The sequence below is a fragment of the Halovenus anhuiensis genome (assembly GCF_037080055.1).
GTDB lineage: Archaea > Halobacteriota > Halobacteria > Halobacteriales > Haloarculaceae > Halovenus.
In genome coordinates this window covers 479,762-496,076 of record NZ_JBAOJI010000002.1, presented here as the reverse complement: position 1 = coordinate 496,076, position 16,315 = coordinate 479,762, and the positions used below count along the sequence as shown (strand labels likewise).

Here is a 16,315-nt window from a genome sequence, read left to right as displayed (position 1 = left end):
AGGAACATCCAGACTACAGGCCAGCAATCTCGCCCGCTGGAACGCTTTCGTGTTCCCAGATGAGATCGAAGTACCGCTTAAGTCCGGCCACAAACGAACCATTTTCAGTCACAGCAGCCTGTCGCATGTGTAGTGGGACATCTTTCTCCTCAACGAGAACGATGGCAATACCGGTGTCGTAATCCATACTCGGATCTGCGAGCGTGCCACGCCACGGCAGCGGCTCTTTGCTAAACCGGATTCCAACGGATGGGAATTCTGTCGTGAGTTCACCGACGACTTCCCGTTGAATCGCGCCATTGTGCTCGGAAAGATGTTCTGGGTGGAGGAACAGAATGTCGATATCGATATCGCGTTCGACTGCCGCGGTGAGAGCGGGCCGGATGCTCTCGAAATATTCAAGACTCTTTGTCATGACATGGAGCGTGTGGTCCGCATTCCGATAGATCGAGCGGGTTTCGGACTCGCTGGGCTCTCCAACATCGACGACGTGAAACAGTTCTTCAGTCGGTGAGGGATCCTCACTCGCCCGCTGGTATCGGGGTTCGAACGTATCGAGGAACACATCTCGAAGGTCGTCGAGTTCCGCACGAAACGACTCAAACTCCTGGTGGCGGTTCTCGACCGCGCGATCAAGGATCTCGTCAGGGGCCTTTGGTTGGAATTCTTTGGGCCTTCCGGGAATTACCTTGATGAACCCCCGATCCGCAAGTTCGTCGAGAACAGCATAAATTCGCGCGTTCGGAATGTCTGTTGCTTCAGCGAGATTTGGAGCCGTTGATCGTCCGTGCGTGAGCAGTCCTTTGAGTGCCGTGGTTTCGTACTCTCCGAGTCCGAGATGGTCGAATAGCTGGTCAGCATCCGACGTATCGTTCATGACTCGCTTAAGGGTCTGTCCTCTCTTAAACACCAGTCAGGCTAACGCTTAGCTAGTGGGAAATTTTAAGTAGGCACAGTACAACTGATTTACTAAGAAACTGAGTAACTATGGGACGAAACAAATCTGAGTCAGAACACCTTGCTGAAATCGAGGACGGGGCTGGCTGTGTGGAGATCTGGGAGAAGTTGAGCGAGTCACGCGGCGGTGCAGAAGAGTAGCTCGTCCGAGACACAGAGCAGAAAGTGGAGCGAAACCACTAAATCCGCGCTGGTCCACCGACAGACCAATGACAGACCCCGAGCGTGTCGAGCAAGCGACGCGCTCGTTTCTCGGCGACCATCCCGACCACAAGGAGACACTCGAAGCACTCCTCCAACACGAAGACGAGCACGGATCTTGGGAGTTTGACGACGCGCCGGTCGACTCCGGCACGTTCGGCGAACTCGTCTCCCGCCCGTTCGTGCAAGAAACGGACGACGGTAATTATCGCTTCACCGATCACGATGCAGTCGAAACAGCCCTCGCCGACGACGCCTCCAACCAAGACACCGCACAGACCACAGATTTCGACGTAGACATCACACTTCCCACAGTGGACCGCCGCGTACTCGCGGGGCTACTCGGCGCACTCGCACTCGTCGTCGCCGCCCGTTCGCTGTTCTTCCGCTCGCTGTTCAGAGATGGGCGAATCATCTCCCCGGCCAACGACCCGTACTTCTACCGTTATTGGCAGTCACAACTCCTCGCAGAATCCGGCGGTGCGTTCGACTTCGGCATGGCCGCGACCATCGGCGAACTCACGCGCATCCGCCCACTCACGCACGCACTGAACTGGTGGTTTGCCGACCTCTTCGGCGCACCCGACCTCGTCGCCGCGTTCACACCGATCGTCGCGAGCATCCTCCTCGCACTCCTCGTCTACGGACTCACCCACACACTCACCGCGGATCACCGGATCGCCCTCACTTCCGTCGTTCTGCTTGCGCTGACACCCGTCCACGTCGTCTACACGCAACTGGGCTTTCTCGAACACCGACCGTACCAGTATCTCTGGATCGGGCTGATGGCCTACTCGCTCGGCTGGCTCGCCGTCGACGTACTGGACCGCCATCGCGCCGACGCAGTCGAACCAGCACTGGCACACGCCCGCGACCCACGGGCCTGGGCTGTCGCGGGGCTCCTCACCATCTCCGTCGCCGCCTTATCGCACACGTGGGGTGGCTCGCCGCTCTCCTTCGTCCCGGTCGCAATCTATCTCGGCTTCCGCGTCGTCGCGGACTGCCGCGAAGAGATCGACCCGCTGTTCGCGAACGCGCCCGCACTCGCCGGAATCAGCGTCGGAAGCCTGCTCGCACTCGTGGCACACCTCCGCTGGGGCTGGCACGAGTCCATCGCCGTGACGATCCCCGTTGGCGTCGCGCTCGGCGGGATCGCCGTGGCCGTCCTCGCACACCTGTGGCTGCGCGCCGACCTTCCAGCGGCGGGACTGCTCGGTGCGGAGGGAGCCGTCGGCGTCGTCGCGACGGTGCTCTTCTGGCAGCTTCGCCCGGAGGATGTTGCCCGATTGCAGGAGCGTTCAGATGCCTTCTTCAATCGAGAGACAGCCACAGAAACAGCCTCGTTGTTCAATCCCGAGCAGGCGTTCATCTTCGGCCCGCTCACCCAGATCGGGCTCGGCTTCTATTTCGCGCTCGTTCCGCTCGCGCTCGTGACCTACTACGTCGCCCGTAACTACGAGCCGGGCTGGCTCGCCGCCGTCTCCTTTACGTGGTTCTATCTCGTTATCGCAGCCGTGCAGGTGCGGTTCGCCGCCCAGTTCAGCATTCTCTGTGCCGCCTTCGGTGCCGTGGGACTCGTGTATCTCCTCAGCGCGGTCGATCTGGCACGGCCCGTCTCACTGTTCGACAGAGATGGACCGGAGGGTCCCGCACTCGAACTGCCGGAGACAACCTCGATTGGTGCATATCTCGTCGGCGCGATTGCGCTCGTCCTCCTGCTGAACCTGATTTTCGTCCCCTCACTGCTCGCACAAACGCAGTATTCTGAGGGGCAGGTCGCAGCCATGGAGACCATCGACGAGCATGCGACAGAGCACGACGAAGCGTTCCCCGAAAACTTTGTCCTCAGCCAGTGGGGCGACAACCGGATGTACAACTACTTCGTCAGCGGTGAGTCTCAGGGTTACAGTTATGCACGGTCGAATTTCGAGGAATTCATCTCGGCCACTGACCCGGACGAGCAGTTCAAGCAGTTCAACAATCGGGTCGGATACGTCGTCCTGACCGATGTCGACGCACCCAGAAAGTCCACACAGACGAAACTCTACGAGGAGTTCGGCGCGGGCAACGACAGCGTCGCTCACTACCAACTCATCTACTCCAACGAGGACGTGCGGGCCTTCTCTCTCGTCGCCGGCGCGGTCATCCAGACCCAGAATGAACCCGGAGCAAACGTCACAGCGCGAACCTCGGTCGAGACGGCAGGCGAGCAGTTCGAGTACGAACGAACGGCAATGGCCAACGACGACGGTACGGCAATCATCCGCGTCGCCTATCCCGGCGAGTACGAAATCGGCGGAGAGGCGGTGACGGTCAACGAGACAGAGGTCTACGACGGAGCGACGGTGTCGGTCACGGGCAGCGACGGATAGAGACGCTCACTCGGTGAGTTCGTACTCCGAGGGACCGATCGCCAGTCGCTCGAAAATCGCCTCGTGATACGATTCGCGGGCCCACTCGCGGATCGGCGGTTCGGCGTCGGTGAACTCCGAGTCCGGGTCGATTTCGGCGATGACAACCCACGACGCTTCGTCGTCGTCGTAGCCGACTGCGTAGACACGCAGGTCGTCGTCCGCATCCTCGTCGACGCGTTCGGTCGCCGGTTGCTGCGATTGCGAGCCGCCGCTTTCGTCGCCGATCACCTCGACAGTCCCGATGCTGTCGTCACGGCCGCCGAAGGGATTCTCGTCCTCGTCGTCCTCGGGTTCAGTGTCGGTGACGCGAGCGTCGGCACCGACCGCTCGGTCGTCCTCGGCGCGGCGTTCGTCGTACAGAAGCAGCGCGGCGATGACCTGTTCGCCGAGCCATGTGTAGGGGATCACGCGCACTGTGGCGGCGTTGTTCAGCGCCGCGATATCCTCGGCTGACATCGGCCGGCCGGGCAATGCGTCGAGGGCTGTCTCCATTAGCAGGCCCTACGCACTCCCGGGATATGTAGCCTCTCCCTTGTCGATGGTTGCTACGCAGTTAGCGTTCGGTCGATGATAACGCCTTCTGAGGGGGTATGGACGACGCGAACGGTGACCTCGCTGCCAGACGTGAGTTCGCATTTACTCTTCGGAATGCGAAAGAGAAGCGTCTCACCGGCGCTGTACTCGGAGTCCAGTAGTGCCCCGCCGCCATAGCGGTTCAGTGACAACTGATCGAGAATATTCGCGCCCTCGATCTGATCATCACTGATGGCGTTGCCGCTGGTTACAGGGAGGTCCACCAGTCGCCCTCGTTTTTGCCCACCCTCGCATTCAGCAGTGACCGCGATTTCGAGTGCCGAGGTCGAGACAGTGTCACCCGCCTGGTGAGTGATGTTCACGATGCCACCGTCGAACCCATCCTGAGGGGCAAACTCCCCGCTCGACTGTGCCACGGTCGGGCCCGGGTCATTGACACTCTCGCCCAGTCCTAGGACGAAGACAGAAGTGGTTGCTGCGAGCACAACAACGACGGCGACCATGAGAATGACCGAAATTACGGGCGAGACTGCGCGGCGGTCTCGGAACACGTCACTGCGTACGGTGTGAATCGGCATATATATTCAGCTTCTCTGGCGACAGACTGGGGCACGTCAGATCTGCTGCACGAACGAAGCCAGATGCTCGGCGACCTGTCCCGGAGCGGTCGCGACGCCAGCGTGGCCGGCGCCGTCGAGTGTTACGACGGTACTGTCTGGAATCCGCTCGGCCAGTTCGTCGATACCCGCCTGCAGATACTCAGGGCTCTCCGACCCAGTAAAGAGAAGCGTCGGGTATTCGGTCGGCACAGTCGACAACTCGAACGCTTCGACGATCCGGCATTCCCGGGGAATCGTCTGCGCGAACTCGACACACTCCGGCCAGATCGGCCAGTGTTCGACCGACTCCGCTCCGGTCGCCTGGGTGAAAAACGTCCGAGCGGCTTCCTCCGGATCGCCAGCGTCGATCAACTCGGCGGTCTGATCGGCGAGGCTCCGCTGTGGCGTATCCCGCTCGTCGATTGTCGCCTGCGGCAGCGGTGGTTCGTACAGCGCGAGGCCGGCGATGTCGACAGACGGCGCGGCTTCCATCGAGAGCAGGCCGCCGAAGGAACTCCCGAACAGGACTGGTTCGCGCTCGCAGGCTTCGACGAGCGCTTGCACGTCCTCGACTTCCCGCTGGAAGTCGTAGGGTGCGGTGTCGCCGCTGTCGCCGCGGCCGCGCCGGTCGGGCGCGAGCAGCGTTCCGTCGTCGAACTGTCCAGCGAGCAGCGACCACATCGTCCGGCGAACGCCGGTGCCGTGCAATCCGATAACCGGCGGTCCGTCGCTGGTGCGGTCGTAGGCGATGGTCGTTCCGTCCGCAGATGTGACCGTTTCCATGGTCGCAGTTGTGGGTGGATTGTCTTGAACAACCCGTTAGGAGCGAGTCCGGAGATGATTCGTCCGCGCAACCGACAAGAGGGTGCGGTCCTACACCCAGATAGGATGGGAGCGATCGATCGTCTCGCCGACGATGTGCCGTTCGACCCCGAGGCCGTGCCGGTCGACGACGAGCACGTGCTCGATTCGCTCGAACCGGTCGTCCAGGAGTGGTGGATCGAGGAGTTCGGCGAGTTCGTCCCCGAGAACGGCGGCTTCTTCACCCCACCACAGAAGGAAGCGATCCCACTGATCCACGAGGGGACGAACACGCTGGTCTGCTCGCCGACGGGCAGCGGCAAAACTTTGTCATCTTTCTGTAGCATCATCAACGAACTGTTCCGCCGTGATCAGTCCGAAGGACTGGAAAACAGCGTCTACTGTCTGTATATTTCTCCGCTGAAATCGCTGGCAAACGACATCCACCGGAATCTCGAAGTGCCCCTCGACGGCATCACCGAGAAACTGGACGAGCGCGGCGAAGACGTGGAGATTCGCCACGCGATTCGCCACGGCGACACGAGCGACAGCGAGCGACAGGCGATGCTCGAAACGACGCCGCATATTCTCAACACCACCCCCGAAACGCTCGCGATATTGCTCAACTCACCGAAATTCAGAGAGAAACTCCGAACGGTCGAGTACGTCATCGTCGACGAGATTCACAGTCTCGCGGAGAACAAACGCGGGACACATCTGTCCGTCTCGCTGGAGCGACTCGAAGCGCTCGCGAACAACTCACCCACGCGGATCGGCTGTTCGGCGACGGTCGAACCGCTGGATACCATCGCCGAGTTTCTGGTCGGCTACGAGTCTGACAGAACTGACGAGGATGAGGCCGATCCAGAAGACCGCCAGCCCCGCGAGTACGAAATCGTCGACACGCGCTTCGTCCGGGATTTCGACATGGAGTTGCGCTGTCCGACCGACGACCTCATCAACACGTCGGCGGGGGTCGTCAACGACCGCTTCTACAAGGAGTTGGACGAACTCATCAAAGACCACACCAACACGCTCGTCTTCACAAACACGCGCTCAGGGGCGGAGCGCGTCCTGCACAACCTCCGCGAGCGTTTCGATGGCTACGACGAGGACAACTCCGGCTGTCACCACGGCAGCCTCTCGAAAGAGCGCCGCCAGGAGATCGAATCCAAACTCAAGGCCGGCGAACTCGACGTGGTGACGACCTCGACATCCCTCGAACTGGGTATCGACATGCCCGAACTCGATCTGGTCGTGCAAGTCGGCTCGCCGAAATCCGTCGCCGCCTTGCTCCAGCGAGTGGGACGAGCAGGCCACCAACTCGGCGAGATCGTCACCGGCCGGGTGTTCGCGCTGGACCGAGACGAACTGATCGAGTGCGCGGTCATGCTCAAGAAGGCCGAAGAGGGATTCGTCGACCGCGTGTTCGTCCCCGAGAACGCCCAAGACGTGGCCACCCAGCACGTCTACGGCATGGCGATCAACGGTCCCCGCCCTGAAGCCGAGATTCGAGAGATCCTCGAACGCGCTTATCCGTACCGCAATTACGGCGACGACGAGTGGGAACAACTCTGCCGGTATCTCACCGCCTCCTACGACGGCATGGAGGACAAGAACGTCTACGCGAAGATCTGGCGGGACGAAAACGATCCACCGGACGGCGAATTTCACTACGACGAGTTCGATGTCGGGGAGCCACTGATCGGCAAACGTGGCCGTCTCGCTCGGGTCATCTACATGACCAACATCGGGACGATTCCCGACTCCTTCACGTGCGACGTGTTCACCCGCTCGGGCGACGAGTGGGTCGGGCAACTCGACGAGTCGTATCTCGACACGCTCGAATCCGGCGACGTGTTCGTCCTCGGCGGCCAGAACTTCGAGTACAGCTACCGCCGCGGGTCGAAAGTCTACGTCGACCGGACGAGCGCCCGCCCGACCGTGCCCTCGTGGTTCTCGGAACGACTTCCACTCTCCTACGATCTCGGCCAAGAAATTCTTGCCTTCCAGGGCGAGTTGTGCGACCGGCTGCTCGACGGCGGAAAATCAGAAGTGAGGGTCTGGTTGCGGCAGTTCCCGCTGGACGAGCACAGCGTGCAGGCCATCACGCGGATGTTCGACGAACAGATCCGCTACACGGGGACGAAGAGCGTGAGCACCGACGGGCGGCTGGTAATCGAAGAGGAGTTAGATCACAACGAGTACGAACGCCACTACTACGTCCACTCGAACTACGGGCGGCGGTTCAACGACGGCTTCTCTCGATTACTTGCCTACCACTGTGCGCAGGAAGCCAACGCCAACGTCAAGGTGGCAGTCGCGGATCACGGATTTACGGTCTCTTTGCCGTTGAACCGCAAGGTCGATATCACGGGCATCGTCGAAGGGCTGGATCCGGCGGAAGCCCGGGCGGATCTGCGAGCGAGTCTCGACGGGACGGACCTGCTCCAGCGCTATTTCCGGATCAACGCGACGCGGGCGCTGATGATCCTCAAGCGGTACAAGGGCTACGAGAAGTCAGCCAGTGAGCAGCAGGTTTCAAGCGAGATGCTGTTGGGTTTCGCTGAGGATCTTGAGGACTTCGCGGTCATCGACGAGACCTATCGGGAGATATTGGAAGACAAACTCAACATCGCGGGCATCGAGTCGGTGCTGTCGGATATTCAGGCCGGCGCGGTCAGTGTGGAGACGACCCGCGTCGAGTCACCGTCGCCGAAGGCCTTTGGGCTGGCGACGCTGATGGCCTCGGACGTGGTGCTCGCCGAGGACGAGTCGGAGGTCCTGCAGGAATTCCACCAGCGCGTGCTGGAGGAAATCGAGGGGACGACCGAGGCAGAGCCGTAGGCCCGCGACAGCTTTACTGCGACAGATCCCTCAGATGTGTGTGAATGCTCTCGAAGTTGTTGAACTACCTGCGGGGCCGCTTTCGGACGGGCAAGAGCAACGCCGAAATGAACCCGACGGAGGTCGCTCAGTACGGCGATTCCGTCAACTACTTGCCCTGTCCGGAGTGCGGCGAGGGCAACCTGGAGTACGACCCCGAAGCCGGCGCGCCGAAATGCACCGCGTGCGGTGCGGTCGACGACGGTCCGGAGTAAAACCCCGGCCTACATGTCCTCGTGCGGGCTGCAGACGAGAACGGAGCGCTCGGTGTTAAGAATGACATCCTGCGTGACGCTCCCGAAGACAACCTTGCCTGTCGGTGAGCGTTTGCGGCCGGCGATAGCGATCGCATCGGCATCGATATCATCGGCGTGATCGACGATCAGTTGGGCAGGGTCGCCGCCTTCGCCCTGGATCGTTACGTCAACACCCGCCTCTTGGAGGATTTCGCGTGCGCGGCGGACGGAGCCGAGTTGCTGGGCTGTTGCGCCCTCCGGATTCTCCTCGAAGACGTGGAGTAAGTCGACCGAGAGGTCGTCGGTACCGAAGAGATCGAGAACCGTCTCTGCCTGTGATTTTGCTCGGGATTCATCTTCGTCGATGGACAACAAGACGCGTGTCATACCTGGTTCTCGGCCGCCCAGCATAAAAAATATACCTCTGCTTTCGAGCGCCCTGGAACCAAACCATCGCGGACGGACCCAGCGCGAGGTCCCCCCACAGCAGCCCCCGAGAAGTAGAGTTGTTGATGAGTGTAAACATGACCCACATTTTTATCCATTGACTTCATCATACTTTGACATGCGCGCAGCAGTCCTCGAAGCACACGGTGAACCGCTTTCAATTACAGAAGTCGACAGACCGGAGGCAACACCGGACGGAGCGGTCGTCGAACTCGAAGCCTGCGGCGTCTGTCGGTCGGACTGGCACGCCTGGCAGGGGGACTGGGACTGGCTCGGAATCCAGGCCCAGCCCGGTCAAATTCTCGGCCACGAGCCGGCGGGTCACGTCGTCGAGGTTGGCGACGACGTCGAGGGGGTCAGCGAGGGTGATCACGTCGCAGTACCGTTCAACATCAGCGACGGGAACTGCCACTTCTGCCGGAACGGACACGCGAACACCTGCGAAAACGGCGCTCCGCTGGGGTTCGTCGAAGACCTGCCCGGTGCGTTCGCCGAGGAGCTACACGTTCCGGTCGCCGACCACAACCTGGTCGAACTACCCGACGGTGTCGGATCGGTCGATATGGCCGGACTGGGCTGTCGGTTCATGACCTCGTTTCACGCACTCGCACACCGCGCTGACGTCGAGGCTGGAGACTGGCTGGCCGTCCACGGCTGCGGCGGCGTCGGCCTCTCGGCCGTCCACATCGGCGACGCGCTGGGCGCGAACGTCGTCGCTGTCGACCTCTCCGACGAGAAACTCGCCAAAGCCGAGTCACTGGGCGCGGCCGAAACCGTCAACGCCAGCGAAACCGACGAGGTGCCCGAGGCAGTCCACGCGGTCACCGACGGCGGCGCGGACGTCTCCGTCGACGCGCTGGGTATCGCCGAAACCTGTCGTAATTCGGTGCTGAGCCTCGGCACCCACGGCCAGCACATCCAGATCGGGCTCACGACACAGGAAGAGGAGGGGGTGGTCGGACTACCGACCGACGCGATGGTGATGAAAGAAATCGAGTTCATCGGCTCGCTCGGAATGCCGCCGAACCGCTACGACGAGATTTTCCGGATGGTCGCAGGCGGCAAACTCCGGCCGGAGGAAGTCGTCTCCGGGACCATCGAACTCGACGATGTCAACGAGAAACTCGAGGCGATGACCGACTTCGGCACAGTCGGGATTCCGGTCATCGACTCTTTCTGAACGGGAGCGGAGAATTACCGCGCCCACTCGACCATCCGCCCGTAGGTGTCATCGGTCGACAGCGCAGCGCCATCGCCGACAAGGACGAGCGACTTCTTCGCCCGCGTCAGCGCGACGTTCATCCGCCGGTAGTCCTCGAAAATCGGCCCGTCGAGTGATCCAGTCGCGACGAAGGAAACGATGATGACCTCCTTGCTCGACCCCTGGAAGCGGTCGACCGTATCGACCGTGACACCGGGCGGCAGTCGCTGGCCGATTTCGGCGACCTGTGCCCGGAAGGGCGCGATGACGCCGATTTCCTCGGCCGGAACGCCGGCCTGGCGGAAGGCCCCGACCGTCTCCACGACGGCTTTGGCCTCCTCGGGGTTCGTGTTCCCTCGCTGTGTGCCGTCGGGGTCGACGAAGGAGACTGACTCTCGCAGGTGTTCCGGGAGATCAGACAGCGAGACGCCGGGTAGATCCTCAACTCGCTGGGCCGCGACTTCGCCCGTCGCTGGCCGCAACTGTCCGTCGTAGAACTCCTGTGAGGGGAAGGCCTGAATCGCCTGTGCCATCCGGTACTGCTGGTCGAGCAACGTCGCCGCCTCCGGGTAGCTCTCGACCAGGCGCTGAAAGAGCGATTCGTGCAGATCGGCCTCGGATTGGACGACCGGCGGGAGCTGGTGGTGATCCCCCACGAGGACGAACTTCTCGGCCAGCGCAACCGCGGCCAGCGTCCCGGGTTCGGTGAGTTGTCCCGCTTCGTCGACGACCGCCGCGTCGAAAGACTGGGTGCGGAGCGCTCGGGAGCCACAGGTCGCCGTCGTCGCCGCGACGATATCGGCGGCTTCCAGTTTCTCGGCACAGGCCTCCGGATCACCCGATTGATCGAGCCGATAGGACTGCATATCTTCGCGCACACCACTCTCGGTCCCGACGCGAACCATCCCAGTCAGGCCCTGCTCTTCGAGCGCTTCGAGTGCGTTGTCGACCGCGCGATTCGTGAACGCGGAGACGAGCACCCGTTCGCCGCGGTCGACCAGTTCCTCGACGAGCGTCGCCAGCGTGTAGGTCTTGCCGGTTCCGGGCGGGCCGTGAATGAGCGCGAAGTCTTCGGCGCCAACCGCCTTCCGGATCGCCTCGTCTTGGGCAGCGTTGTTGTCGATGATTGTCTCCTCGACGGCCTCGAATTCGGGATCGCGGCGCTCGAACAGGGGATCTTTCCAGTCCGGCGGCTGGGTGAGGATCCCGTCATGCAGCGCCGTCAGCAGGCGGTCGGTGGAGATTTCGGAGGGGTAGATGTCGAGGCGGCGCAACTCGACGGGTTCGTCCGCGGTGACGACGATTTCGTCGCTACCGCCGCCGAGTCGTTCGACGCGGGCGAGTTCGGCGTTGCCTCCCACTGGGTCGCCGTCGCTGGCGAGGACGAGGTCACCGACACGGATCTTCGAGACTGCGCCGGTGCCCTCGGCGCGGAGTTCCCACCGGCCGTCGTCGAGTTCGGTCGTCTCCGTGGGTTCGAGGCCGACCAGCGCGCGGTCGTCGTCGGCCCGTTCCTCCGGACTTTGCTCCCACAACTTGGCGTACTCCCGATGGATCGCTCGGCGCTCGGTCTCGATTGCCTCGTAGAAGCGCTCGAAGTATTCCTGTTCTTCCTCGGGCACCGCGGTGCCGACCTGGCCTGCTTTCGATTCCTGGCCGAGGCGGCCCGCGATGGCCATGCAACTGTCCTGCTCGAAGCAGTACTCGCACTTGGCGTCGGCCTCGTAGCCAGTCGGCACGTCGATGTCGTGCTCCATCGCCGCGAGTTCGTTGCGCGCCCGGACGACGAACTGCAGGAAGCCCTGACTGATCGAGAAATCCTTCGCCGGGGAGAGATCACCCGACTCCTCGTTGCGGTCGACGGCGGCGTTTTTCGTGTACAGGAGAGTTCCGGTGTCGGGAAATTCACCGCCGCGTTTCTCGCCGAGAACGAGCGCGTAGCAGGCGGCCTGCACCTTGTCCTGAAATCGTGGGTCGCGGTTGGTGTTCTTGCCCGTCTTGAGTTCGACCGGCGCGCCGCGGCGGACGGCGTCGGCCCGTCCCTTGAGTCCGTAGCGTTCGGAGACGAGCAGTTGCTCGGAGCGCCACTCGTCGCGTTCGGTCAGCGTCCCTTGCTGCAGCCAGCCCTCGATGGCCTCGGCGTGCTGGCGAGCAGTCTCGCGCATTGCCTCGGGATCAGCCCCCAGCAAACCGAGATCCAGTCCAGCCTCCTCGACGCGGCGCTCGACGGATTTCTCGATGTCGATGCCCCGCAGCAGGTCGCCGAATACTTCGTGGATGATCGTTCCCTTGACGACGGGTTCGGCGAGTTCGGTGCCGCCGAGTTTGTTCAGGTAGTACATCCGTGGGCACTGCACCCACCCGCGGATGTCGGTCACGTCGACGAGAAACTGCGGTTCGACCACGACCATCGTTCCCTCGCCGGTGGAGTACTGCGTCTCCCCGCGGTATTCGCGTTCGTCGGCGTCGTAGACGGCCAGTTCCATCCCGACTTCAAGATACTCGGCTGTCTCGGTCCACTTGCCCCACAGCGTCACGGTCGTCGGCTGGCCAGCGCCACGGTCTGGCCGGACCGTCAGCTCACAGAGTTCCGATTCGCCGTACTGCGTGTTGACGGTGCGTGGCTGTTCGACCTCGGTGACGACGCCGCGGATGTTCACGAAACGAGCCACGGCCGCGGACCGAAAAACGCTGTCGGTCGACTGGGTCCCGCGTTGATTCGCTGTGCGAGACGTGCGAGGCCGAAACGGAGGTCGGTTGTACTACTCGGATGCTGCGTCGTCGTCTGACAGTCGCCGTTGCAGGAGGTAGCCTGCGCCTCCGAGACTGACGAGCGCGCTCCCGATGCCAAACCCGGGACCGGACCCATCCGAGTCCGAGTCGCTGGTGTCCGCTGCGTCGTCGTCCGGGTCGGCCGTCGATTCGGAACCTCCGTCGGATGGCGTGTCGTCGTCTGTGCTGTCCTCGTCACTCATCCCAGTCTCGTCTGTCTCTCCCAACTCTTCCTCGTCGCCTGGTTGCTGAATATTCGCAAACTCGTTGTCGGCCAGCGTCGCCACCTCTGCATCGTCACCAACGGTGAGTCCCGTCTGCGCGCCGTCGACACTGTTGGCCCGAATCGGGGCGAGAACGGCCCCGTCGACGACGAATGCTGTCTCGGTGATGTCGGACAGGGTGTTCTCTTCGATGGGGAGAGTCAGGACGCCCGAAACGACGATACCGCGATTCGCACCCGTAATGTTATTCGACCGAATGGGGCCAATATCCAGTCCCCAGTGGCGGCTCAAAAAGCGCGGCGTTCCGAGACGGATTCCCGCGGTACCGATGTTCGAGAGGGAATTTCCTTCGATAGCCGCGACCTGACCGGCCACGTCGATACCTGTCTCAGCGTCGGTGACCGAATTGTCCCGAACCGTCGTCTTCGTCCGGCCAGTCACGGTGGTCGAATCCCGGAACGGCACCTGACGGCCGACACTGATACCGGTCGTGTTCGCGGTCAACTCGTTGTCGACGATCCGTAGCGCCGGAGATTGACCCGCGAGAACGGCCGTCTCTGCCCCGGAGATGGCGAGGTCGCGGACTGTCACACCGGACGGTTGTGGCAACGCCTTTGGGGTGGCGCCTTCGCGGGCGACCTGGATCCCCGTTTCGGCATCCGTCCCGTCGACGACGAGGCCCGAGATGGTCACGTCGTTGGCCGTAACCAACGCAACTGCAGGATTCTCGGCCCCGTCGTTGGAGAACTGAACGGTTGGTGTGGCTTCATCGGCGGCCGTCAGCGTCAGTGGTTTGTCGATGACGAGTCCCGCGCTGTCGTCTGCCGCGGCGACTGCCGCTCCCTGTCCGTCCATGAGTTCTATCGTCGTCCGGGGTGCCGCCAGATCGATCGGGGCCTGCAGTGTCGGTGGGTCAGCCGGGGGGAAGACCAAGGGATCGGGGTGTGCGTGTACGAGATGGCCCTCGCCGGTGACTGACTCACCGCCGTCCGTGAACTCGTAGGAGAGTCGGAACTGGCCGATCAGGACCGATTCAGGGACGCCGACGGCGACCGTGATCTGTGTCTGGTCCGGGTCGATACTAACCGGTTCTCCGAACGCCGCCGCAGTCCCGGCGACACTGAGTTCCAACTCCGCCGGATCGAACAGCCCCTCGGCTGCTATCTCGACGACGACTGTTTCGGCGTTCGCAACGTCGAACATCGCTGTCGCCTCCGCTCCCGGGTCGATCCGTGTCGACATCCGGTCGGCCATCTCGACACCGAGGTCGTCCGTCCGAGCGAGTTGGAACTCACGGGTGTCGGTGTCGGCCGGGTCGATACGCGCGACCGTTGTGTCGAAGCTGAGGCCTGTGGCGCCGATGGGCTGGGTGCCCGGCGGGACTGTCAGTTCGTACCTGCCCTGAGCGTCCGTCTCGGTCGTGGAACCAGCTTCCGACGCGACCGTCACACCGTCGAGCGGGTTGCCGGAGGCATCCGTGACTGTTCCGGTCAGTGTTTCACTGGCTTCGAGTCGACTGATCGCCGCGAGTGCGGAGACGATGCCCCGGCCAAATCGGTCGTCGTGTCCGGGATCGACATCGAACTCGTCGTTGGCGGCCGGATGGCGGGCTGTTTCGATGATGGCGTTTCGGATCGCGTCGTTGTCGGCGTTGGTCGCAGCAATCGCGAGCGCAGCGACACCGGCGACGCAGGGTGCTGCAAAACTCGTGCCGCTGTTCCGCTCGAACTGCCCGTCGAGTACCGGGCCCAGCGTGTCGACGGCGGGGGCAGTTACGTCGGGAACAGTGTACTCCTGCGGCCACGAATCGAGCGCAGTCTCGCCCCAGTACCGCTCGGTGTCGATGCGCTCGCCGCTGCTATTTTCGTACAACTCCCGGTCGTCGTCGATACCGCCGACCGAGAGCACCCCTGGAATATTTCCCGCCGACACGCTCGTGTACCGACCCGCGTTCCCGATGCTGTTGACGACAAGAAGACCGCTCTCGATGGCGTTGCGGATCGGCTCTACGTATGCCTGATTGTACTGTGGGAGACCGAGGCTCATCGAGAGGATATCGACGTCCTGTTCGATGGCCCACTCGATGGCTCCGAACACCGACAGGGTTCGAATTCCCTCAGGTGGCTGACTGACACTCTTCGCCATGTAGAGGTTCACCCCGGGTGCGACGCCGTACCGATCCCCGTCGTCGGTGGCGCCGCCCGCAATGGCCCCGCTGACGGCCGTTCCGTGGCCGGCCTGCGGAAACGCTGTCTGGGCGTTCGGTTCCGAGTCGACTCGGTTGCCATCCTCGTCGAACTCCGCCCATCCCCCACGCTCTAAGGAGGCCGCCAGTTCCTCGTGTCCGGACGTATCGATCCCGGTGTCGATAACTGCGACATCGACGCCTTCACCTCGGGTGTTGTGTACCTCCCACGCCTGTGGGACATCCATTTCTTCCAAGTGGTATGCAACGCCTGTTTCTTCGGGCTGGCTGCTCGCGTCAGTCGCCACTGCTTCAGTCTCGTCGGCGACGCTGTGTTCCGCGACGGCGTAGTTCGGATGTACTGTGGTTACGCTCTCGACGGCCAGGATTGTACTCCGACTGACGCTCCCGATGTCGACGGAGACAAGCGCGGCGTTTGCAGCCCAGAACTGTCGCTCGATACTGACACCCGGCTGTTCGGCGGCAAACTGTTCGAAGGGACGCTGAGTCACGCGTGCGTGCTGCTGCAGTGTCGCCGTCCCGGACCCGTCTGCTGGCTCGAACCGGACGACCACGTCGACCGTGCCGGACGCATCTTCGGTCTCCGGATACTCGGCCCACGTCTTGCCGGCGGCCGACTCGACCCCCAACCCTGCCGCACCGACCCCGACTGTCCCGGCGATAAACTCCCGTCGGTTCGGCGAATACGTATCTCTGTCCACGAACGAGACACGGTATTCGTCTTATATAAAACCGTGTCAGTAATTATCATAGATGGAACTGACGACGATGACCGCCCGCTGATCACCGAAGTCGAACGACTCGGCGTCCCGGATCTGTGCATCGAATCAGAAGGAT

At 62.4% G+C, this 16,315-nt stretch carries 12 protein-coding genes; 5 read left to right on the top strand and 7 right to left on the bottom strand.

The annotated features are described in order from the left end of the window. Nucleotides 1-13 precede the first annotated feature (13 nt). On the bottom strand, nt 14-877 hold the full coding sequence (locus tag V8P86_RS08305) for a TrmB family transcriptional regulator (protein ID WP_336326788.1): 864 nt from the start codon (nt 875-877) through the stop codon (nt 14-16). A gap of 110 nt (nt 878-987) precedes the next feature. Between V8P86_RS08305 and V8P86_RS19090 the strand changes: the two genes are divergently transcribed. Together V8P86_RS19090 and V8P86_RS08300 are read left to right on the top strand one after the other, a co-directional pair. Then, nucleotides 988-1,098: a DUF8595 family protein gene (locus V8P86_RS19090; protein ID WP_503629728.1), complete on the top strand. Its 111-nt coding sequence runs from the start codon at nt 988-990 to the stop codon at nt 1,096-1,098. 68 nt (nt 1,099-1,166) lie between these two features. After that, complete coding sequence (locus V8P86_RS08300) at nt 1,167-3,530, top strand: hypothetical protein (protein ID WP_336326787.1); 2,364 nt, start codon at nt 1,167-1,169, stop codon at nt 3,528-3,530. Between the two features lie 6 nt (nt 3,531-3,536). On the opposite strand, the gene V8P86_RS08295 is transcribed toward V8P86_RS08300, so the two are convergent. The 3 genes from V8P86_RS08295 to V8P86_RS08285 are packed head-to-tail and all read right to left on the bottom strand — an operon-like array spanning nt 3,537 to nt 5,488. After that, nucleotides 3,537-4,064, bottom strand: a complete 528-nt coding sequence (locus V8P86_RS08295; protein WP_336326786.1) for a hypothetical protein — start codon at nt 4,062-4,064, stop codon at nt 3,537-3,539. A gap of 53 nt (nt 4,065-4,117) precedes the next feature. Next, complete coding sequence (locus tag V8P86_RS08290) at nt 4,118-4,684, bottom strand: archaellin/type IV pilin N-terminal domain-containing protein (RefSeq protein ID WP_336326785.1); 567 nt, start codon at nt 4,682-4,684, stop codon at nt 4,118-4,120. A gap of 36 nt (nt 4,685-4,720) precedes the next feature. Further along, the gene (locus V8P86_RS08285) at nt 4,721-5,488 is read right to left on the bottom strand and encodes an alpha/beta fold hydrolase (RefSeq protein WP_336326784.1); all 768 of its coding nucleotides are present in this window, start codon (nt 5,486-5,488) and stop codon (nt 4,721-4,723) included. A 105-nt stretch (nt 5,489-5,593) separates the two neighbouring features. Between V8P86_RS08285 and V8P86_RS08280 the strand changes: the two genes are divergently transcribed. Both V8P86_RS08280 and V8P86_RS08275 read left to right on the top strand, forming a co-directional pair. Then, nucleotides 5,594-8,353, top strand: coding sequence for an ATP-dependent helicase (locus V8P86_RS08280; RefSeq protein ID WP_336326783.1), 2,760 nt, complete (start codon nt 5,594-5,596; stop codon nt 8,351-8,353). Between the two features lie 44 nt (nt 8,354-8,397). Further along, a complete protein-coding gene (locus tag V8P86_RS08275) occupies nt 8,398-8,607 on the top strand; it encodes a hypothetical protein (RefSeq protein ID WP_336326782.1) in 210 nt (69 codons plus the stop codon). Nucleotides 8,608-8,616: 9 nt separating this feature from the next. Here the strand turns inward: V8P86_RS08275 and V8P86_RS08270 are convergent, their stop codons facing one another. Beyond that, nucleotides 8,617-9,015: a universal stress protein gene (locus tag V8P86_RS08270; RefSeq protein ID WP_336326781.1), complete on the bottom strand. Its 399-nt coding sequence runs from the start codon at nt 9,013-9,015 to the stop codon at nt 8,617-8,619. A gap of 178 nt (nt 9,016-9,193) precedes the next feature. On the opposite strand from V8P86_RS08270, the gene V8P86_RS08265 reads away from it, so the two are divergent. Then, nucleotides 9,194-10,255: a zinc-dependent alcohol dehydrogenase family protein gene (locus V8P86_RS08265; RefSeq protein WP_336326780.1), complete on the top strand. Its 1,062-nt coding sequence runs from the start codon at nt 9,194-9,196 to the stop codon at nt 10,253-10,255. Nucleotides 10,256-10,269: 14 nt separating this feature from the next. Here V8P86_RS08265 and V8P86_RS08260 read toward each other — a convergent pair whose 3' ends face one another. Together V8P86_RS08260 and V8P86_RS08255 are read right to left on the bottom strand one after the other, a co-directional pair. After that, a complete protein-coding gene (locus V8P86_RS08260) occupies nt 10,270-12,936 on the bottom strand; it encodes an AAA domain-containing protein (RefSeq protein ID WP_336326779.1) in 2,667 nt (888 codons plus the stop codon). A 102-nt stretch (nt 12,937-13,038) separates the two neighbouring features. Further along, complete coding sequence (locus V8P86_RS08255; RefSeq protein ID WP_336326778.1) at nt 13,039-16,179, bottom strand: S8 family serine peptidase; 3,141 nt, start codon at nt 16,177-16,179, stop codon at nt 13,039-13,041. Between the last annotated feature and the right edge of the window lie 136 nt (nt 16,180-16,315).